Source organism: Myroides sp. WP-1 (assembly GCF_014145635.1).
GTDB lineage: Bacteria > Bacteroidota > Bacteroidia > Flavobacteriales > Flavobacteriaceae > Flavobacterium.
Genome location: NZ_JACHTC010000001.1, coordinates 44,473 through 65,862 on the forward strand (window position 1 = coordinate 44,473; position 21,390 = coordinate 65,862).

General features: G+C 33.3%; 21 protein-coding genes. 15 read left to right on the plus strand and 6 right to left on the minus strand.

Going from position 1 to position 21,390, the window contains the following annotated elements; all coding sequences use genetic code 11:
- The 7 genes from kdpC to H4K33_RS00250 all read left to right on the plus strand — a co-directional run bounded on the left by kdpC (position 1) and on the right by H4K33_RS00250 (position 7,449).
- The gene (kdpC, locus tag H4K33_RS00220) at positions 1-561 is read left to right on the plus strand and encodes a potassium-transporting ATPase subunit KdpC (protein ID WP_182646497.1); all 561 of its coding nucleotides are present in this window, start codon (positions 1-3) and stop codon (positions 559-561) included.
- A 1-nt stretch (position 562) separates the two neighbouring features.
- Entirely contained in the window at positions 563-1,654 is a 1,092-nt protein-coding gene (locus H4K33_RS00225) for a porin (RefSeq protein WP_182646498.1), read from the plus strand.
- Entirely contained in the window at positions 1,655-2,785 is a 1,131-nt protein-coding gene (locus H4K33_RS00230) for a sensor protein KdpD (RefSeq protein WP_182646499.1), read from the plus strand.
- Positions 2,782-4,509, plus strand: coding sequence for an ATP-binding protein (locus tag H4K33_RS00235; protein WP_182646500.1), 1,728 nt, complete (start codon positions 2,782-2,784; stop codon positions 4,507-4,509). The genes H4K33_RS00230 and H4K33_RS00235 overlap by 4 nt, the downstream gene beginning before the upstream one ends.
- Before the next feature lie 95 nt (positions 4,510-4,604).
- Positions 4,605-5,513, plus strand: coding sequence for a 23S rRNA (adenine(1618)-N(6))-methyltransferase RlmF (gene rlmF / locus H4K33_RS00240; RefSeq protein WP_182646501.1), 909 nt, complete (start codon positions 4,605-4,607; stop codon positions 5,511-5,513).
- A 733-nt stretch (positions 5,514-6,246) separates the two neighbouring features.
- Positions 6,247-6,993, plus strand: coding sequence for an SDR family NAD(P)-dependent oxidoreductase (locus H4K33_RS00245; RefSeq protein WP_182646780.1), 747 nt, complete (start codon positions 6,247-6,249; stop codon positions 6,991-6,993).
- A gap of 18 nt (positions 6,994-7,011) precedes the next feature.
- Positions 7,012-7,449: a MarR family winged helix-turn-helix transcriptional regulator gene (locus tag H4K33_RS00250; RefSeq protein ID WP_182646502.1), complete on the plus strand. Its 438-nt coding sequence runs from the start codon at positions 7,012-7,014 to the stop codon at positions 7,447-7,449.
- A gap of 1,567 nt (positions 7,450-9,016) precedes the next feature.
- Here H4K33_RS00250 and H4K33_RS00255 read toward each other — a convergent pair.
- Positions 9,017-9,283 (minus strand): hypothetical protein, encoded by a 267-nt coding sequence (locus H4K33_RS00255; protein WP_182646503.1) that lies wholly within the window; start codon positions 9,281-9,283, stop codon positions 9,017-9,019.
- Between the two features lie 549 nt (positions 9,284-9,832).
- Between H4K33_RS00255 and tnpA the strand changes: the two genes are divergently transcribed.
- The 5 genes from tnpA (at position 9,833) to H4K33_RS00280 (ending at position 13,286) form a co-directional block, all read left to right on the plus strand.
- Positions 9,833-10,264, plus strand: coding sequence for an IS200/IS605 family transposase (tnpA, locus tag H4K33_RS00260; protein ID WP_182646504.1), 432 nt, complete (start codon positions 9,833-9,835; stop codon positions 10,262-10,264).
- Between the two features lie 265 nt (positions 10,265-10,529).
- Positions 10,530-10,904, plus strand: a complete 375-nt coding sequence (locus H4K33_RS00265) for an AraC family transcriptional regulator (RefSeq protein ID WP_182646505.1) — start codon at positions 10,530-10,532, stop codon at positions 10,902-10,904.
- Positions 10,905-10,990: 86 nt separating this feature from the next.
- Positions 10,991-11,746, plus strand: coding sequence for an SDR family oxidoreductase (locus H4K33_RS00270; protein WP_182646506.1), 756 nt, complete (start codon positions 10,991-10,993; stop codon positions 11,744-11,746).
- A 274-nt stretch (positions 11,747-12,020) separates the two neighbouring features.
- Entirely contained in the window at positions 12,021-12,662 is a 642-nt protein-coding gene (locus H4K33_RS00275) for a response regulator transcription factor (RefSeq protein WP_182646507.1), read from the plus strand.
- 57 nt (positions 12,663-12,719) lie between these two features.
- Entirely contained in the window at positions 12,720-13,286 is a 567-nt protein-coding gene (locus H4K33_RS00280; RefSeq protein WP_220485272.1) for a hypothetical protein, read from the plus strand.
- 18 nt (positions 13,287-13,304) lie between these two features.
- On the opposite strand, the gene H4K33_RS16470 is transcribed toward H4K33_RS00280, so the two are convergent.
- From H4K33_RS16470 to H4K33_RS00295, 5 genes are all read right to left on the minus strand, one after another.
- Positions 13,305-13,463: an IS3 family transposase gene (locus H4K33_RS16470; protein ID WP_255493520.1), complete on the minus strand. Its 159-nt coding sequence runs from the start codon at positions 13,461-13,463 to the stop codon at positions 13,305-13,307.
- Positions 13,464-13,526: 63 nt separating this feature from the next.
- A complete protein-coding gene (locus H4K33_RS16475) occupies positions 13,527-14,228 on the minus strand; it encodes an IS3 family transposase (RefSeq protein ID WP_255493503.1) in 702 nt (233 codons plus the stop codon).
- Complete coding sequence (locus H4K33_RS16480) at positions 14,225-14,524, minus strand: transposase (RefSeq protein WP_010249781.1); 300 nt, start codon at positions 14,522-14,524, stop codon at positions 14,225-14,227. Before H4K33_RS16480 ends, H4K33_RS16475 begins: the two co-directional genes overlap by 4 nt.
- Before the next feature lie 351 nt (positions 14,525-14,875).
- Positions 14,876-15,490, minus strand: coding sequence for a response regulator transcription factor (locus tag H4K33_RS00290; protein ID WP_255493504.1), 615 nt, complete (start codon positions 15,488-15,490; stop codon positions 14,876-14,878).
- 10 nt (positions 15,491-15,500) lie between these two features.
- Positions 15,501-17,450 (minus strand): ATP-binding protein, encoded by a 1,950-nt coding sequence (locus H4K33_RS00295; RefSeq protein ID WP_182646510.1) that lies wholly within the window; start codon positions 17,448-17,450, stop codon positions 15,501-15,503.
- Between the two features lie 160 nt (positions 17,451-17,610).
- Between H4K33_RS00295 and H4K33_RS00300 the strand changes: the two genes are divergently transcribed.
- From H4K33_RS00300 to H4K33_RS00310, 3 genes are all read left to right on the plus strand, one after another.
- Positions 17,611-18,084 carry a hypothetical protein gene (locus H4K33_RS00300; RefSeq protein ID WP_182646511.1) on the plus strand — a complete coding sequence of 158 codons (474 nt, stop codon included), beginning with the start codon at positions 17,611-17,613 and terminating at the stop codon, positions 18,082-18,084.
- A gap of 62 nt (positions 18,085-18,146) precedes the next feature.
- The gene (locus tag H4K33_RS00305) at positions 18,147-19,151 is read left to right on the plus strand and encodes an OmpA family protein (protein ID WP_182646512.1); all 1,005 of its coding nucleotides are present in this window, start codon (positions 18,147-18,149) and stop codon (positions 19,149-19,151) included.
- Positions 19,152-19,209: 58 nt separating this feature from the next.
- Complete coding sequence (locus tag H4K33_RS00310; RefSeq protein ID WP_182646513.1) at positions 19,210-20,148, plus strand: hypothetical protein; 939 nt, start codon at positions 19,210-19,212, stop codon at positions 20,146-20,148.
- The last annotated feature ends 1,242 nt before the right edge of the window (positions 20,149-21,390 follow it).

Consider the following 21,390-nt stretch of genomic DNA (forward strand, 5'->3'; position numbering starts at 1 on the left):
ATGAAAAACAACTTATTACCTTCGATCATATTAACTACAGCTTTAGCTGTCTTGCTAGGGGGGATTTATCCATTATTGTTATGGGGAATTGCTCAAATGGCTCCTCATTCAGGTAAGGGTTTTACAGTTGAAAGTACACATGGAAAACAGTATGTCAATGTAGGGCAAGCTTTTATTTCTGATGGCTATTTTTGGTCTCGCCCTTCTGCTGTAGATTATAATGCTGCTGGTTCTGGTGCTAGTAATAAAGCGGCAACGAACACCGCGTATTTAGCACAAGTGCAACAGCGCATTGACGACTTTCTCACTAAAAATCCCACGGTAGATAAGCGTGAGATTCCCGTAGATTTAGTAACAGCTAGTGGAAGTGGTTTAGATCCTAACATATCCGTACAAGCTGCTTATGTACAAATAGCTCGTATTGCCCAGAAAAGAGGTATTGCGGTAGATCGCCTAGAGCAATTGGTCGCTGAACATATTCAGCAGCCCTTGTTTGGGGTATTAGGACCTCAGAAAATAAATGTAGTAGAATTGAACCTTGCTTTAGATGCTTTACCCTAGTATGAGAGAGAGACTTTCTTTCGTGGGTGCACTCATGTGTTGTGTACTCTCGTCTTCGACAACGCAAGCGCAAGTGGCCAAATGGACAGATGACGTAAAGGTGACCGCTTATGGAGAAGTGTATTACTTGTATGATTTTAATCAACCTCAATCAGGCCAGGTTGCCCCTTTCTTGTACTCTTTTAATCGCCATAATGAAGTGAATTTAAATTTTGGAATGGTCAAATTGAACTATGAGCAAGAACGCGTACGAGCCAACTTTGCTTTGATGGCAGGAACGTATGTACAATCAAATCTCAGCGCCGAATCGGATGGATTGAAAAATGTATATGAAGCTAATATTGGAGTTAAACTGTCTGGTGAACATGAACTTTGGTTAGATGCGGGAATCATGCCTTCTCATATTGGGTTTGAAAGTAATATCGGAGCAGATATCATGACTTTGACGCGAAGTATGATGGCGGAAAACTCACCGTATTTCTCTTCAGAGGTCAAACTGTCTTATGCAACACCCAATCAAAAGTGGTTCCTTGCCTTGCACGTGATGAATGGATGGCAACGCATACAACGTCAGGAGGGAAACTCTTCTTTGGCGATAGGCCATCAAGTGGTTTATACACCCCAGAAAGCGTGGGCGTTTACCAGTAGTTCGTTTATTGGAAGTGATAGTCCAGATGACGTGCGAAAAATGCGTTATTTTCACCATGCTAATCTTGCATATCAGTTGAATGAAAAAGTAAAAGCAGTAGTGGGATTTGACTTAGGGGTGCAACAAAAGGAAAAAAATAAAAACGCTTATAGCAATTGGTATGCACCTTTGGTTATGGCACAATATAAGCTGAGCGATGCGTGGAGTGTAACTGCTAGAATGGAGTACTATTGTGATCCGGATGGAGTAATTATCGACACAGATACGCCAAATGGGTTTCAAACATGGGGCTACTCTTTCAATGTCGATTACCAGATCGTTCCTGGGGTTTTATGGAGAATGGAAGCGCGATCTTTTACTAGTAAAGACGATGTGTTTACAAGAAATGATCAAGCGGTATCGGGACAAACTATGCTGAGTAGCAGTATTTCAATTCACTTGTAAATGGAAAGAGAAACTAAACAAAGCGCAGAAGATTTTTTAGCGCTGATTCGCCGTTCCAAACGCGGGAAGTTTAAAGTATACATCGGTATGAGCGCTGGGGTAGGGAAAACCTATCGCATGTTGTTGGAAGCGCGTGATTTGATGCATAACGGGATCGATGTTAAACTTGGTTATATAGAAACACACAACCGAAAAGAAACGCACGCCCTGCTTGAAGGGTTGCCGATTATACCCAGAAAGGAAGTGTTCTACAAGGGAAAAAAAGTAGAAGAATTAGATTTAGAAGCAATTTTACAAGATCGTCCAGAGGTTGTGATTATTGATGAACTAGCACATTCCAATATAGCAGGAAGTAAGAATGCTAAACGTTGGCAAGATGTCATGGAAATACTAGAAGCAGGGATTAATGTGATCTCTGCTTTAAACATTCAACATATTGAAAGTTTGCACAAATCTGTACAAGATATTACTTCAATCGATGTGACGGAACGCGTGCCCGATAAGGTAATTCAAGAAGCAGATGAGGTCGTTAATATCGATTTAACTGCAGATGATTTAATCGAACGGCTAAGAGGGGGTAAGATTTATCCACCAGATAAAGTGCCAATGGCTTTGCAGCATTTTTTTACAACTTCTAATATTTTGCAGCTAAGAGAATTAGCCTTGAAAGAAGTTGCTTCTCATGTTGAAAATAAAGTAGCCACTGAGGTGCGAATGTCCGTTTCTGTCAAACCGAATCGCTTCATGGCTTGTATCAGCACGAATGATAAGAATGCAAAAAATGTTATTCGGAAAACGGCGCGTTTGGCTAGTTACCTCAATTCAAAATGGTATGTATTGTACGTGCAAGTACCGAAAGAACATCCCAATAAAATTGCGTTGGACAAACAACGACATTTGATTAATAATTTTAAATTAGCTACAGAATTAGGAGCGGAAATAATTAAGGTTGAGCATGCTAATATTGCTAAAGCAATTCTCACACAGGTCGAACAGCGACAAATTACGACCATTTGCGTGGGTAAACCTCGTTTGCGATTGTATCAGATTATCATAGCCACTAATGTATTCAATCAATTGCTGAAGAAACTAACTTCATTGCCCATTGATCTTATAATTTTTTCAAAATGAGAATTAAAACAAAACTGACTTTAGGCTTAGGCTTGTTGTTTACACTGATCGTCTTTTTGGGAGGCATCGGCGCGGTGTATATTCACTTTTTAAAACTAGATACCCGCAATATTCTACATGACAACTACAATTCACTTTTGTATGCTAAAAGTATGTTACGGGCTTTAGATCGACCTGGAGATAGTCGTTTGGCTCAGTTTGAAGAACAATTGAGAAATCAAGAGGGCAATGCAACAGAAGTAGGAGAAAAAGAAATGAACGCAACGTTGCGTGGATACTTTGAATCTTACAAGAAAAATGGACAACAAGCTGCTGACTTGTTGCCAATCCGAGAATGGTTGATAGAGGTGATGGAAATGAATATGCAGGCGATTGAATTCAAAAGTGAATTAGCAAATAAAACGGCTGTTCAGGCAACCATTTGGATTGCTATTGCTGGACTTGCGTGTTTTGCCATTGCTTTGGGATTACTGATTAATCTACCTTCTAATATCGCCGATCCTATCCAAAAATTGACAGCGAGTATCAAGCAAATTGCCAGTAGTAATTACAAAGAACGCGTTTTCTTAGATAAACACGATGAGTTCGGAGAGCTCGCACAGTCTTTTAATACTATGGCGCAAAAGTTAGAAGAATACAACAGTAGCCATTTAGCTAAACTCATGCGTCAAAAAAAGAGAATAGAAGCCCTGATTAATAGCATGTCCGATGTAGTAATTGGACTAGATGAAAATATGCAAGTGATCTTTGTCAATGAAGAAGCTTGCAAAGTATTGGGATTGCCTGAAGAAGAAATGGTAGGAAAAAGCAGCAAAGACATTGCAATTTACAATGACTTAATGCGGATGTTGTTAAAGGAAATTACGTTGACACAAGGTGAGAAGGAACCTTTTAAGATTATCCACAACAACAAGGAAAATTACTTTGATCAACAGTTTTTACACATTGAAATCACTCCAACCGGTGAAGCGAACAAAGAATTGGTAGGACACGTGATTATTTTGAAAAATATTACGGAGTTTAAAGAATTGGATGCGGCAAAAACGCGCTTTATCGCGACGGTATCTCATGAGTTTAAGACGCCTATATCAGCGATGAAAATGAGTTTACAACTGTTGCAAAATGATCGCATTGGTACATTGAATGAAGAGCAACACATCTTGCTTGATAGTATTCAAGATGATGTAGGGCGCTTGTTGAAAATTACCTCTGAATTACTTAATCTGACTCAGATTGAAAGTGGTAAAATTACGATGAATGTAAAACCTTGTGACGCCCAACAAATTGTACAATATGCTGTAGAGGCAAACCACATCCAAGCGGAGCAAAAAAATATTCGATTGGTTGTGAAATGGCCTGAAACGATGCAAGAAGTTAAAGTAGATCTAGAGAAAACAACTTGGGTATTGACCAATTTATTGGCGAACGCCATTAATTACTCTCATGAATCATCTGTAGTTGAGGTAGCTGTTACTCAAAATGAGCATCAAACGAGCATTAAAGTAAAAGATGAAGGTATTGGAATTCCACCAGAGTATCTAAACCGCGTATTTGATCGCTACTTTAGAGTGCCAGGAACACATCGCGAAGGTACAGGACTTGGGCTTTCAATCAGCAAAGAATTTATTGAAGCTCAGCAAGGAACAATATCGGTAGAGAGTGAATATGGAGTAGGTAGTGTCTTTGCCTTAACTGTACAAACGGTAAGCACTTCTAAAGGATAAGAGAGTTGCAGATAAATCGCTTCGCTTTATTAAAAAGGAAACAACACTTAGAAAAACCAGTTAAATAGTCTAATTTTGCAGGAAAGATCAAGAGAATGAAAGACGCTAAGCAGACACAAAAGAGGTTACACGAACGAAATAAACACCAAAATTTGTATAATTTTGATCAACTGAAGTTGGTTGTTCCTGAGCTAGAAGCTTTTATTCAAAAAAATCCATCAGGTATGGATACTATTGATTTTGCTCTTCCAGAAGCTGTTGTTTTGCTAAACAAAGCGATCTTAATGAAGGATTACAAAATGACGTTTTGGGAGATGCCCAAGACTAATTTATGTCCTCCTATCCCTGGACGCGCTGATTATATTCATTATATCGCTGATCTATTGGCTGAAGGTAACGGCGGAAAAATACCAACAGGAAAAGGTGTAAAGGTCTTGGACTTGGGTATTGGAGCCAATGTTATTTATCCCATTATAGGGGTAGCCGAATATGGATGGGAATTCGTGGGGTCAGAAGTAGATGTCGTATCCTTAAAAACGGCGAAACACATTGTTGACAATAATCCTCATTTAAAAAATGCAGTGACTATTCGATCACAACCAAATAAGCGAAATATCTTAAAAAACATCATAGGTGAAAAAGAGTACTTTGATGTTGTAATTTGCAATCCTCCATTCTTTTCTTCTCGAGAAGAAGTACTCGCTAAAACAACGCAAAAACTGAAAAATCTTGGAAAAGAGGTAGTAGGTAAACCCGTACAGAACTTTAGTGGACAAAATAATGAATTGTGGTGTATAGGAGGAGAAAAAGCGTTTATTACCAACTATATTTACGAAAGTAAACACTTCAAAAGACAAGCAGTTTGGTTTACAACACTTGTTTCAAATAAAAACAACTTGAAACCTCTACAAGCTTTACTCAAAAGATCTGAGGCAGCTGAGGTACGCATCATTCAGATGGAGCAGGGAAATAAAATTAGCCGAATTCTTGCTTGGAGATTTTAGGGGGGATTGGTGTTTGTTGAGGTGATAAAATCGGAACGCAGTGTAGATTCATCGAACACTAAAACCAATATAAACTTGGTGAGATAGATGGTGAGATGATGAGGCGATGAGATGATGAGGCGATGAGATGATGAGGCGATGAGATGATGAGGCGATGAGATGGTGAGGCGATGAGATGGTGAGGCGATGAGATGGTGAGGCGATGAGATGGTGAGGCGATAAGATGATGAGATGATGAGGCTATGAGATGATGAGATGATGAGGCTATGAGATGATGAGGCGATGAGATTGTTATTTGTTGAGACGATGAGTCTCGATACAATTTCCAAAACCATTTCTTTAACTAAAATTTCCACAACTCCCAACCAACGACTAACAACGACCAGAAAACGCTAAATCTACCGATCACTGATAACTCTTGTAATACAAGAAGGGAATAGTGGGATTCATCTTTAGTTTGCCTCTGAGGTGCCTTAATAATGCGTCTATAAAAAAAGATTGGTGTTTGGTGAGGCGATGAGATGATGAGGCGATGAGTCTTGACACAATTTCCAAAACCATTTTTTTAACTAGAATTTCCACAACTCCCGACCAACGACTAACAACAAACAAACCTCACAAAGACAAGAATAAAGCAGTCGTCTAATTACAAATAAATGTTAAATAAGCATATTGTTGATTAGACATCGATGATTAATCATTAATTTAGATGAATAACCAAAAACTAAAAGAGATGAAGCGATTTGAAAACAAAGTGGCCTTTATTACAGGAGGAAATTCGGGAATAGGAAAAGCAGTAGCAGTTTTAATGGCGAGAGAAGGAGCGAAGATTGTCATTGCCGATTTGAAGGAAAATAAGGATACTCTAAATGAAGTAGCGAAAGAAGGGACAGAAGTTCGTTTTGTATCTTGTAATGTTTCAAAAGCAGAAGAAGTACAACAAGCTATTCAAACGACGGTTGATATTTTCGGAAGATTGGATGTTGCTGTTAATAATGCGGGTGTAGTAGATAGTGGTTTGCTACATGAGAAATCGATAGAGGAGTGGCAACGCGTGTTAGATATTAATTTGAGTGGTGTTTTTTACGGAATGAAGTATCAGATTGCACAAATGCGTAAACAAGCTACAGGTGGAGCAATTGTCAATGTAGGATCAATCATGAGCCAAGTGGCTGAATTCGGTATTGCATCTTATGCTTCTTCGAAACACGGATTGGTAGGATTAACGAAAGTAGCTGCGTTGGAAAATGCAGTAGACCACATTCGCGTGAATACTATTGGTCCGGGGTATATCGAAACACCTTTACTCATGGACAATGCCGCACAAGATTCACGAGCGTATATGGAATCCAAACACGCCATGAAAAGATTGGGAAGACCTGAGGAAATTGCGAAAGCGATCTTATTTATGGCTTCAGATGATGCAAGTTTCTGTACTGGTACTTATTTACCTGTTGATGGGGGCTATTTGATTCAATAGTTTTTTTAACTTGCGGGTATGAAAAACAACAAGGCTCAAGAATTACCACTTCCCCGTAGATTGGGGATTGCTATGGTAGAATCCTATAATAAGGCTTACGAGTTATCTCAGCGATTTTTTGCACTTTACGATCTTACTTCTCAGCAATACAATGTATTGTCGATTCTACATGACGCTGGCGAACCTTTGTCTACCTCTGATATTTTACAGCAGATGATAGAGAAGAATGCAGGCGTGTCTAGATTGGTTGATCGATTGATTAATAAAGGGTTGGTAGAGAAAAGGAGCAATGCAAAAGACAAGCGATTGATCGATGTTGTACTAACACCAAAAGGAGAATTCCTCTATCAAGAGGTAACCCAAAATTTGGCAGGTGTAGATGTCGCTTATAGTGATTTAACAGAGGAAGAGAGTGAAACGTTGATTCGACTACTCCGCAAGATAAAAGAAGTGTAAACAAAAGGAAAACCCGTAAATTCATTGAGTTTACGGGTTTTTATTAAGGGGTAGTTTAGAATTAGTTGTTCAAGTAAAACTTGATTCGAATGGAACATAAAAAAAGCTCTAACTTTCGTTAGAGCTTTCCTTTTGTCGGGGTGGCAGGATTATCTCCCTTTGGTCGATGTTCCTCTTGAAAGGAGATTTAGACCAAATGAAAGCTACTCGCTGCGCTCGCATACTATTTTTATATTCCATTCGAATTTCAAGTAAAACTTGATTCGAATGGAACATAAAAAAAGCTCTAACTTTCGTTAGAGCTTTCTTTTTGTCGGGGTGGCAGGATTATCTCCCTTTGGTCGATGTTCCTCTTGAAAGGAGATTTAGACCAAATGAAAGCTACTCGCTGCGCTCGCATACTATTTTTATATCCCATTCGAATTTCAAGTAAAACTTGATTCGAATGGAACATAAAAAAAGCCCTAACTTTCGTTAGAGCTTTCCTTTTGTCGGGGTGGCAGGATTCGAACCACTCCTTGTAAGTATCTTTAAATCAATCAATTGTCTTGTTTGTTTGAAACCAACTCACCTAATAGTTCACCTTAGTAAATTAGGTTAAAATCAAATATAATACTTTTAAATGTTTTAAAAAAGTACTAAAAAGTTAAATAATTACCTGTTTTTCTAAATGATGTAAGTAAATATTTTAATCAACATCTATGTTTTTACTTTGATTTATTTTTATCTTGTTTTTTAGTATTTTGTTATGTTTGTTTCATATTACCTGTTAATTAATTTAGTTTGATGTATTTTGTTATGGAATACTAAACTTGTTAAGGTGTTTTTTGGTTGTCGGGGTGTCTATTTGGCTTTAGTTAACTATTTTTATGGAGTAAAAGATTGAACTATTTTTAATTCTATTGAATAATGGATATAATTTATTGTTCTCAAAATTAAATGTTATCTGCTCTTTTTTTGCATTAACCATATTTCTGAATTATCTGATTTAGGATAATATTTATTCTAATACTAGCAAAAATTAAATGGAAATTTTAATAATTTACAACTTAGACAATTGGGAAAAGTGCATGTGTTGTTAGATTTTCAAAATACACCTTTTGTATCAAGTGCTGTTTGAATTAATTTTATGCATATCTCATCTTTTGAGTTAGTAAACATCCTAGTGATTAGTTTCTTCTGAATCTTGAAGACGAATTATTGATTCAAGAATGTGTGTAATGTCATTGTAGAAGTAAGTATCTATCTATTAGATGTCAGACAGCGAGGAAACGAAATCGAAAACAAGCCCTTCAATATTGATTGATTGTAATAAATCTTTCTGGAGTTTTAGCTGATAGATTATTAAAAATGAGCTATCTTCTGAAGATAACTCATTTTTGTACTTATATAATCACTTGCTAGTTTAATTATTTATATCTATTAGTGATAATAGTATATAGAATTATTGTTTTTGTAGATAAAGAATGCCTAAAATATTTACTTTTTCTTAGGTACTTTTTTACAAAATTGTGTAGGAGATTTTTCAATAAATACCCTGATAAAAACAGAATAAATTGAATTACATTTATTCCGGAAGACTTAGAACTGAAAAAACAGCACTGAACATCGGAATTAGGGCTTTTGCATATTGATGATCATTGATGGTACAAAAAGAACCTTTTTCATAGTTATAAGATTTCTTAATGTTATTTATAAGTATGAGTTTTTCTGGAGTACAGTTTTGTTCAATTAAACTGAAAATTTTATTGAAAACTTCTGCTTTATTACGATCATCGTCATATAAGAAATTGTTAGTTAAGGATAATAGCTGGTTAGTAAAAGAGTTTTCCATTTTTAATTATATTTTCCGATTTGAATTTCAAATATAATTAAAATATATTGTATTAAGTGTGTGAAAATCTATAATATCTTGTAATGTTTGAATAAATAAACTTAAAATGCTAATACAAAGGGAGGAAACTGTAAATTAAGATTGAGATGTTTTGGGAATAATTTATACAAATTATACAGGTTGAGAAAGTGCTTTTTCAGTTGCTTCATCTTATTTTAAATTGAAAATAATGATTGTGAAATATAATTTAAATCCAAGGTATTGGAATGATAATATGAAAAAGAGGACTCAAACCGATATCAGCAATATTAAAGCTATTATTGAGATTTATAGACTTTTGTAGATACGAAATTAGTTCTTGAGGATACTTAGGTCTATATAAGTTATATTGGTTTGCTCTTTGCGAAAAACGCAAAGTTGATTGATATTTATTCATAGATGATTTTTTATAATTCTATTTGTTTTTTTTTATTGGTCGCAGACTGTAGTTAAAACTATGCACTTTAGTGCATTTAGCTTTCAGCTTCTAAAAATGTTTACCTTTGATATATGGAATATCAACGAACCGGAGGACATAGTGTATCACGTTTAACCGCCCATATAGTATGGGTGACTAAATATCGTTATCCAGTATTGGAAGGAGATATTCAGATACGTTGTCGTAGTCTGATCATTCACATTTGTGAAGCAGAAGATATTCAAATTTTAAAAGGTGTAGTATCAAAGGATCATGTTCATCTTCATATAGAATATCGACCATCTCAAAACATAAGCAATATTGTCAAACTCTTCAAGGGTCGTACCTCAAGGAAACTCCAAATAGAATTTCCTGAGTTGAAGTACAGATATTGGGGACGTCACTTTTGGGCAATAGGCTTTGGTTGTTGGAGTACAGGAAATATTACTGATGAAATGCTAAATCAATATCTTGAACACCATCGTAAACCAAATGATAACGGAGGTAACTTTATACTTGAGTAAGTAGCTCCACCCAGGCAGACTTTAGTCTGCTTTAACAAACTATGGACTTTCAGTCCATAGTGGTTTATTTAAAGTATTTAAAATGTATTTTATATTGTTTATTCTTTTAAAAAGTGTTATTTTAGTGAAATAGTACTCCTAAACTTTATTGATAAAATGATTGAAGAGCTGTAATTAAAGGTTACGGCTTTTTTGTTTTTTAAGTTATCTGAAGTGATATTTAGTTAGTAATTTTTTGAGAAAAAAATAAGTAAAAGAAATAAATATGGGAAAAGAAAGTATGGAAAAACTTAGTAGAAGTGAGCAAATAGTCCAATTATTTTTTAATTATTTGGATCAGCACATTTTAGATGTAATAAACGGTTGTCAGAGAGAATTTTTTGAAATAAATCAAATTGCTAAGAATTTAGCAATTTCACATCAACATTTAACTGACACTGTTCAAAAAGAAACTGGTAATCATCCTTGTTACTTTTATGATTTGAAGATTATAGATAAAGCAAAGGAAATAATTTTAAATACAGATTATTCTCTAGCAGAAATTGCCAATATTTTTACTTATGATCCCTCTAATTTTTCTAAGTTCTTTAAGAAATTTACAGGAGTCCCTCCTGGGAAGTATAGAAAAATGCATCGTTAGAAATTTCCGAAAAGTTCACCATGCTACTGTTTTAAGTTATGCTCAACTTTACAATATTAATTGTGAATATTAAAAGTAAATTTAACATGGAGAAGACTAATTTAAAAGGAAAAGTAGTTTTAATTACAGGCGGGGCTAAAAATCTTGGAGGTTTATTAAGTAGAGATTTTGCTTTGCAAGGAGCTAAGGTTGCAATTCATTACAATAGTGATCACAGTAAAATGGAAGCTGAGAAAACGCTTGCTGATATTATAAAACATGGAGGTGAAGCTTTTTTATTTCAGGCTGATTTAACTAAAGTAGAGAATATATCTACCTTTTTTAAAGAAACCAAACAGCGTTTTGGGGGAATTGACATAGCAATTAATACAGTTGGTATGGTACTTAAAAAACCTTTTTCAGAAACAACCGAAAAGGAGTATGATCAGATGTTTGCTATAAATGCTAAAGTAGCTTATTTCTTTATACAAGAAGCAGGTAAATATTTAAATGATAATGGTAAAATTTGTTCAATAGTAACATCACTTTTGGCTGCTTATACAGGAATGTATTCTACTTATGCAGGAGCAAAGGCTCCTGTAGAACATTTTACAAGAATGGCATCTAAAGAATTTGGGCATAGAGGAATTTCGGTTACTGCAGTAGCTCCTGGGCCAATGGATACACCTTTTTTCTATGGTCAAGAAACTGAAGATGCTGTATCTTATCACAAATCAGCTTCAGCTTTAGGAGGCTTAACTAAAATAGAGAATATTGCTCCTTTAGTTGAATTTCTAGTCACAAAAGGTTGGTGGATTACAGGGCAAACTATTTTTGCAAATGGAGGATACACAACTAGATAATAGTAAAAAGTGCTTAGAAAATCTAAGCACTTTTTATTTGATTATAAACCAATAAAATAGATTGAAATTCACTATGAACTAGATTTTAGTGAAGTAAATAATCTTTTTATTGTGGATAATTAGATATATTTGATTGATGTAATGAGAATATTCTAAGTGTTTATTCCTCATTTCTTGGGGTAAAATAAAGTTATTTAGTACATGGGGTATTAAATAGTATTTGAACTTAATCAAATACGAAGTACAAAATAATTTTTTAAAATTCTATAAAGACATGTTGAGTAATTATAAATTAGGAATTATAGTAGATAATCATAGATTGTTTGCAGATTCTTTTTCTGCACTTTTGGAAAAAACAGGTTTATTTGATCATATTCATATAGAGTCAGATACAAATAAACTACTTCAATTCCTTATAAAGAATTCTAGGAAAAAGGTTTTTCTATTCTTGGATTATTATTTGGATAATGATAGAGTAGGGGTAGATATAATTAATGATGTTCGTCGCTTAAATAAAAATACCAATATAATTGTAGTAACTACTGTAACAAACCCTGGTGTAATTCAGCAAATCAATGTACGTACTCCAGAGGGGATAATATCAAAAGTTTCTGGATTTGATATTATATTAGATTGTATTCAAAATGTAGAGCGAGGTAAGACTTATTGTTGTCCTATTATAAAAGACAAACTTGAAAAGGTTGATGCTGAAGTTGTATTATTTACTTCTAGGCAAATTGAAATATTAAAGTGTTTTGCTTCAGGTCTATCAGTACCACAAACATCTGATAAATTGCATATTAGTTTAAATACTGTGGTTACACATCGTAAACGAATGATGCAAAAGGCTGATTGCAACACTATAATTAAATTATTAGACTATGCATATAAGGTTAGAATATTAGAGCGAAATTAACCTAGTAAAATTGAATAGTTTTAATGTAGTCAATAATTAGGATGATACTTTTAGATAATGATATTTAATGAAAGAATAATGTGGTCCCTTATTTTAGGGATTTTTTCTGTGTTTATTTATGCAAAAAAAATAAACCAAAGTGAATTCGATAAAGTGACCAATTTATATAAAAAAGGTCAATTAAAACAAGAAGCTTATATGCGAAAGATGGATTCTGTGGCCAATGTAATGTTAGATGAGGGGGTGTTTTATGAAGTTACAGAAATGGTTGAAATCTTTAAAGAATATGAACAAATAGCTTGGAGTAAAAAAAGATATAGTGAAAGACGGAGTGATTATTTTGTTATTTTATTAAACAATGCCTACTTGTCTAGTAAATGGGGGGCTTCTATATTTTATGCAGAGAAAATAGCACAACAAAACAGTATTGATGGACATCCTCGTCCTTTAGTTGAACCAGCTATAAAGGTTTACATTTATGATTTATTAGGGCTTGAAGAAAAGGTATTGAAAGAGTATAAAACGAATATTAATTCTTTTAAAGAGATATTAAAGAAGGTTGAAAATAATCCTAGTAAATATTATTGGGAAGGAGTGGATATTTTACGATTGTGGATATCCTAATGAAATCCGGACAATTAGTTAAGCAGCTTTATTAATATTTATTATTTGATTAAATTCGTTGATTGTCTGATAGTTTAAGTAGGAGTGTCTACGTTTTTTATTGTACCAGAGTTCTATATATTCAAAGACTTTAGCCTCCATTTGCTTTGTATTTAGTTGTAAATTTCCATAAATCATTTCCACTTTTAGGGATTTAAAGAAGCTTTCTGCTACGGCGTTATCCCAACAATTAGCCTTTACTCATTGGTTATTATCTATTTTGGTATTCGTGATGTGCTTTGCAGTTCTACTCATGTTTCTAACAACATTAAAGGACTCTAAATAGTTAGCAAATTTGTAGTTAGCATATTGTACTCCTTGGTCAGAATGGAAAATTAATCCGTCTTCAAAAGATCTGTTCTTTTTAGCCATTTTAAAGGCTGCTAAAGTGGTGTTTTCCGTTGACATATCTTTACTTAAGCTCCATCCAATCACCTTTCTATCGAATAGATCTATTATTGTAGTTAGATAAATAAACCCTTCTTTTACAGCGATATAAGTAATATCGTACACCCAAGCTTTCCCTGGTTTGGTTTGTGTGAATTCTCTATCTAAAATATTGTCAACCACTAAATAATGGTGTTCAGAGTCTGTGGTAATTCTATATCGTCGAGCTACTTTACTACGTAATCCTAACTCTCTCATATACTTAGCTACTGTTGGTTTAGACACTTTATAACCTCGTGCATTGAGTTCTATTGTAAGACGAGGACTACCATAACGCTGTTTAAACTCGAAGTAAACTTCTGTAATAACTCGTTTTAGATTTGCTTTGGCTTGTTTGCTTTTATTAACAGGAGACCGTTTCCAATGATAATAACCACTTCTACTTACCTCTAAAACCTTACACATAATCCCAATCGGAAATTTATGTTCATGATTAAATATGAACAGGTAAATCATTTGCCGGTCTTTGAGAAAATGCCGATTGCTTTTTTTAATATTTCATGTTCTAATTCAACAGCTGCTAACTTCTTTTCTAACTCTTTTATTCTTTCTTGTTCTGGTGTAAGCTTTTGTTTACCATTACCGGGAAAACTAGCTTCTCCAAACTCTTGAGCTTCTTTACACCATTTATATAACAAGGTGGCTCGAATTCCAAGTTCACGAGCTAATTCTGATTTGTTTGTTCTTTCCTTAGCCAGTTCAACGGCTTGCTTCTTAAAAGCTGCATCGTAAGTCTTTCTAATTCTTTTCATAAGTCAAAGATAAGTTTTTATGCTTAACTCTTTGTCCAGACTAAGTTAGCAAGTCCAGCATGAACATAGATCTGCAAATTGGGGAAAAAGACCATTATAATGATGTAACAATAGAAAAGAACGAACTGAAAATATAGGACAGTCCCATTTCCAATAAGATTATGATAGACAACTAACTGGCCAAAGACCTTTTCGAGTTTATCACGCAGGAAAATTTGCAGAGTTCAGATTTGGGGTTGTTTAGTCTGTTGGCCCAAACATAAGGCGAGGATTACGAAAAAGGGTAGCTTGCTAAGTGTATGAAGAAAAAGAGGAGAGATAGTAGATTGATTTTAGCTAATCTGAATTTATCTATATCAATTTATTTTCCGTGGCTACTTTGACTAATTCGATCATATTTTTTGCCTTGAATTTTTGCAATAAATTTCTGCGATGTGTTTCTACTGTAATAACTGATATGAATAATTTTTCAGCAATTTCAGCAGAGGTGTTTCCTTTGGTAATTGATTCTAATACCTGCTTTTCTCGCTTGGTCAGTCTTGGTAACTCAAAATTGTTTGATGAAGCAGATAACATAATTTGCTGTACTTCTTTACTTAATGCAATTCCTCCATGTATAGCGTTATCAATACATTGAATGATTTCACAAGCATCTGCATTTTTCAAGATATAGCCATTTCCGCCATTTTCTAAAAAACGAAATATGATACTGCGTTCTGCCTGATTACTTATCCCGATAACTATAGTTTTAGGTGATTTTTGTTTAATTGATTTACAGAAGTCTAAACCACTTCCATCATTCAAAACAATATCTAGTAATACAATATGTGCTGTGTTTTCTTGAATAAAATCTAGTGCTGACAATCCTTTTGTAAAAGAAAATAGTTGAAATTTACCCACCTGTTGTAATAACGATTTTAGTCCTTCTAAAATCATCGGGTGGTCATCAACTATTACTAAATTCAAATAATCATTTTTATACATAGCATTCTACATTTATGGTAGTTCCTTTTCCTTTTTCCGATAAAATTTCTACTGTTCCGTTCATTAACGCTGTACGACTTTTAATATTTTTTATTCCTAAACCATAAACTACTTTAGATGTGTCAAAACCAATTCCGTCATCTTCAATCGTTAGATTTATTGTATTTTCATGTTGACTAATTTGAACAATTACATTGTTTGCCTGTGCGTATTTGATAACGTTACTGATGCTTTCCTGAACAATGCGGTATAATGATAATTGTATTTTAAATGGGATGTTGTCTGTTACACCAAAAGCTTCAAACTGAATGTGAAATTGTTTTTGTGATAAGGATTCGCAAAGTTCTTTCAGTGCAATTTCCAATCCAAGGTTTTTTAATGTTTCAGGCATTAGATTTCTGGCAATACGACGCATTTCTACAATAGACTTATCTATATTTTGTAATAAATCTTCTGAATTTGGAGCATTTTCTTGAGAGATTGACATGCGAATATTCGCAAGCATTCCGCCCATACTATCGTGCAAATCTTGAGCTATTCGTTGACGCTCTTGTTCTTCGCCACGCAAAACAGCTTTTGTCGCTTCGTATTTTCGTTCGCTTTCAATATGTAAAAGATCTTGCTGGTGACTGATGCTGATTTGAGCGTTTAATTTCTTTTGATTCTTATAGGTAAGATAAATTAAAAATGTAATAATCAAACTTAAGCTCAAAGCTATTCCTAAGATGCTAATCCGTAGATTTTTATTTTTTGCAATTAGTTCATTTTCTTTTTTTAATTGAGCTATCGTTTGTTTTTTATCAGCAGTTTGATGTTCAATCTCAAGCTCGTTCATCTTCTCCAATAATTTTTGTTGTTGTAAACTATCACTTAGCGCACTCGATTTCTTCATCCAATTATAAGCTTCTTTATGATTTCCCAATACATCGTTTACAGCAGCCAGTTGCGTATAGGTAATTTTGCGATTTACATCTTCTCTACTTAAAATATTTTCTTGTAAGATATGCTCTAACTGCAACTTAGCTTTATGATAATCTTTCTGCATGAGATAAACGTTATACATTCTAAAATACAGCATGTGCAAAAGTTTACTTTGTTTTCTTTCTTTTGCCAATTTTGCTCCCTTTTCTAAGCTCACTAACGCTTTTTCAAAATCTTGAACTGTCGTATAATACATAGCTTCTTGATAGTAATAATTTGAATAATGCTGCGAATTTGGATAGTGCTCAATAAGTTTTTTTGCTTGTTTAAGATATATCTCAGCCGATTTACTATCTGGTTTATAACAATAGTTACTTACTAAATTGAGATACGTTATCAGGTGAATTGTATTTAACTGTGGGATTTCATCCAGCTGTTCTAACGCTTTTTTATGATACTCTTCTGCTGTTTCGAACTGTCCTACCGACATAAAAGTTAAACCCAATTGTGTATAGCTGTACGCCAAAAGTTTTTTGTTTTTGCTTTTTTCGCTTAACGGAATACATTGTTCAGTCAGTGTCTTTACCATAAAATCATATCCCTTGTCTTCCACTTGTATGTAAGCATTATTATATAATGATTTTATCAATAAATCTATATTTGTAGGATCTTTTTCTAAAGAATTTATTGCACTTTCATAATGCTTTAGTGCAGTGGTTTTATTGCCTTGATGTGAATAAAATACAGCTTGATAGTAAGCTAAAACACCTTCAGTCAAAGTCTTTTTTTGGGAGGATAATACAGCATTTAGTGCCTGTCTACTTTTTAGACTATCTGTTTGAGACCAATATTCTGAAAGCAACAAATAATTATGTAAACGAACACTGTCATTTATATCATTTTCAATTTTATGCTGGATTTGTGTTACGTACTTTATTTCGTCCAAAGGAACAAGTTGCTGTGCCTGTAATATATTAATATATAAAAAAACAAATAGTATAGATGAAATATTTTTGAACATTGGTTTGTTATTAAATTACAAATATCCAAATAAAAAGTATTGCTTTTTTACTATAGTGAGAAAATCATGGTAAACCATTAGATAAAAAATCAAGGTTTTCAATGATTGTCCCGATTTCACGTTTTGCAGACCTTTGTATCTCACAATAAAATAAAATTTTATGAAAAAAGTAAACACAAAAATTGCGTTTTTAGGCATATTAGCCACATTAGCCACATTGACATTTGGAACAGTTGCTACAAGTTGTAGTAAAAATGATGATAATGACGGATACGAACAACCAGCAGAAGGCACTATTGATGCTGCTGTGGGAACGTATAAAGGAAAGTTAAGCACAAGTGATAGAAATGGTGCGTATGAATGGTTCGATGCTATTGTTATCGTTACAAAAGAAGGAACTAATAAATTAAAAATTACCGCAAAATCAGGTGAAGAATATTCTTATGTAACGCCTAAAACTTTCACTGTAGAAACTTGTGCTTGTTTTGGCGAGAACACACAGGACATTGTTTCCTTAACAGGTAGTTTAGAAGGTATTTTTCACTATTATGGTTCTAATAAAAACATTAGTGTTAATACAGATGAACAGTCCGCAACAGATGTTTATTTTGAGTTTGATGGCGTAAAACAATAGATTAAATGCTTTTTTAGCAAGTAAAACGTTTATCTTTAGCCTATCAAAAACATATAAAAAAAATGAAAAAAACAGCTCTTATTTTTGGACTATCAGCTTTGATAGTTTCCTGTAATCAATCTGCAAAACAGCAGGAAGGTACAGAAGATTCCACAGAAGTTACCGTTGAAGCAAACGAAGTTAAAACAGAAGAAGCGAATCCCGCTGCCGATTTCAATATAGAAGATGTTGCGTTTTCTACTGCCGATATAGGTGATTTTCCTTTTATCAATCTTCCAGAAGGATTAGAAGCTCATAAAGGTGCTATAGAAAGAAAATTTGATATTTGTTTCTTTCCAATCAATGGTGTCATGACTCCTTTTGAAGGTAAATTATATAAGGCAAATGTTGGTGCAGTTCGCGGTGAAGAATATTCGCAACGATATTTTGAAAAAAGTATGGAAGATTATTTGCTTTCCGTAGGAGCGGTTAAAGTTTTTGATGGTGAAATCACCAAAGAAGAATACGAACGTTATAACGAACAAGACCCGAATAAAGGTGGTTCTGGAGATATGGGCTATTGGAATCAAAACATCAAGTTTTTTGTTATTCGAAGTAAAGAAAAAGGAAATATTTATATCCAGTTCACATCTAATAATGCAGGAGGAAAATTAAATATTGTACAGGAAGAAGCTTTTAAACAAACCATAACCAAAGTTAGTGCAGATGATATTGCGAAGGATTTGACTGAAAAAGGGAAATCGATTTTATACATCAATTTCGATGTAGATAAGTCTAATATTACGGCTGAAGGAAAAGAAGTGGTCACACAAATTGCAGAAGCACTTCAAAAAGATAAAAACTTAAACATTTCGATCGAAGGTCATACCGACAATACAGGTGATGCTGTTCATAACAAAAAATTATCGAATGATCGTGCAAATTCGGTGATGAATGTTTTAATCACAGGCGGAATTGATAAAGCTCGATTATCAGCTATAGGTTTCGGTTCTGAAAAACCTTTGGTAATCAACAATTCGGACGAAAATAAAGCTAAAAATCGTCGAGTTGAATTGGTGAAAAAGTAAGTAACAATAAAAAGCTGTTTCTTGAAAAAGGGGAAACAGCTTTTTTAATAAATCAAGAATGAAAAAAAATATTATAAGCAGTTTATTATCCGTATTTATTTTGTTTAGTTGTAATTCTTCAGACGAAAACAAATTACCAGATAACAACAGTGAAATTATTAACACACCGTTCACAGAAGGTTCCGTTGAAATGGGAATTTTTAGTAACGACATTGACTTGGGGAAACTTATAGGAAAGATAGATTTCTCTAAAGCTAATACAAAAGAACAATACGAGCAGTTACTAGCCCACGATGCAGATGTAAAAACAATTTTTGATTTGATAGCGAATATGGGAAACCAAAATCCATTAGCAGCTTGGGCGGTAACGTTAAATATTGCGGAATGTACTTATAACATTAAAAATGATGAAGTATTAGGGAAAGTTCGTGGTTTTGGATGGACAATGGATAATTATTATAATAAATCTCAGGATCAAGCAAGTCTTTACTTGGAAACGTTGGCCCAAACCGATAAAATTATTGAACAAGACAAAAAAATATATTCCTCTTATAAACCTTCTGAAAACAAAGGGTCTGGAGCAATAAACAATGTAGATTTTAGTCAGTTTAATAGGGAAATAAAAAACGACAAACAAACTATTTTAGGTTATGAATGCGATGTAGTTGTTTATACCCCAAAAATAAAAGATGAAAATGCACCAATGCAATTACAAAAATTAGTTGTTTATACTTCGCCATTGTTTAATAACGTTATTAATTTTGCACATCCGTTTTATTTAGAAGAAGATCAGGGAATTTTACGTTTAGATATTTATTATTTGAATAATGAAACCCCAACCTTGGTAATGAAGCCTAAGGAAATTAAAGAAATAAAACTTACAGCAGACGATTTAACAAGTAGAACCACTATTCCGGTTTATACACAAGATGATATCAATTGGGGGTTTAAAGCTTTAGGTATTATGATGAGTGGATGGGGAATGTTAGAGAACTAAAATTGATATGACCCGATAACTATTATTTTTCATTTTGATGATTTTGAGTCATGCAAATGTTCAGGAAATTCGATATAAATTTTCAAAGACATCATTGCTCAAATAGATGAAAAACAAAACGCTATATCATATTCATTAAATTTTGTATATTTGCTACGAGCTAACGGAAATGTGTTGAAAATAAAAGCAATAATCGCCGTTATCAAATCGTTACCTGATTATTTTGATAATTTTTATAAAAGCTTAGTATTCAACTGATACAGCTTTTTCTTGAAAACTTTAAAATAAAATTTGTATTTTCTAATACATTTTAGTTAGTTTAATGAAAATATTATTTTGATACTTTAGCTGTATGAATTTTTTAATTCTCCTATCAATAATGTCAATATGTTTTAATTCATTTGTTCTATTATCTTTTAAAAATAGATACAAGTTCTTGACATCAGGGGGCATGTTATCAACAGAATTAATATTATGTTTATAACATGAATTAATACATATTGCATAACTTATACTCATAACTGAGTTAAGTTAAATTCTGTATTTAAAATCTATTTGCATTAATACATTTAATTTTATCGTTGGTGAATAACATAACAAGATGTGATTTAAAAACTATATTTTTATATCCCAAGTTTCCTAGGCTTATTTAAACAAGTAAGTAAAGTTAAAGAAATACATTGTATATAATAAATTATATTTAGTATTGAGTAATGATAATGAATATGTTTGACTCTTTTGGTTAAATAAAATAGTTAAAACATGCTATTTAGATGTTGGTTTAAGTGAATAATTGTGATATTTATTAGTTTTTTTTAAATACAAGATGGTTGATGTATTTTTATTTGTATTCTATTGGATTATTTTATATTTTTGTATTACGATCATACAACAAACAAGTTTTACTTTTACTGATTTTATATTAAAATTTAATTCAAAATATAGTGGGGACTAATAATGAGTTAATATTTTTTAGAACAATAAAACAGAATATTAGTATTTGTAGAGCAATTTTTTTCTAAGAATCCTACTGTAGGATTTAAAACTTAACAGTGATTTTGATTCAAAAAAGACTATTTAGAAAGTCTGAAAAAACAAACTCACCCTGCCAAAAGGCGGGGTGAGTTTGTTTTTAAAAATAGTTATCTTCATTGTCTGGTTTGAATAGTAAGTAAAAGAAATATAATTTTCAAATTTGAGAGTTTAAAATCATCAAGTTTATTTCCTGAGTTTTTTTAAATA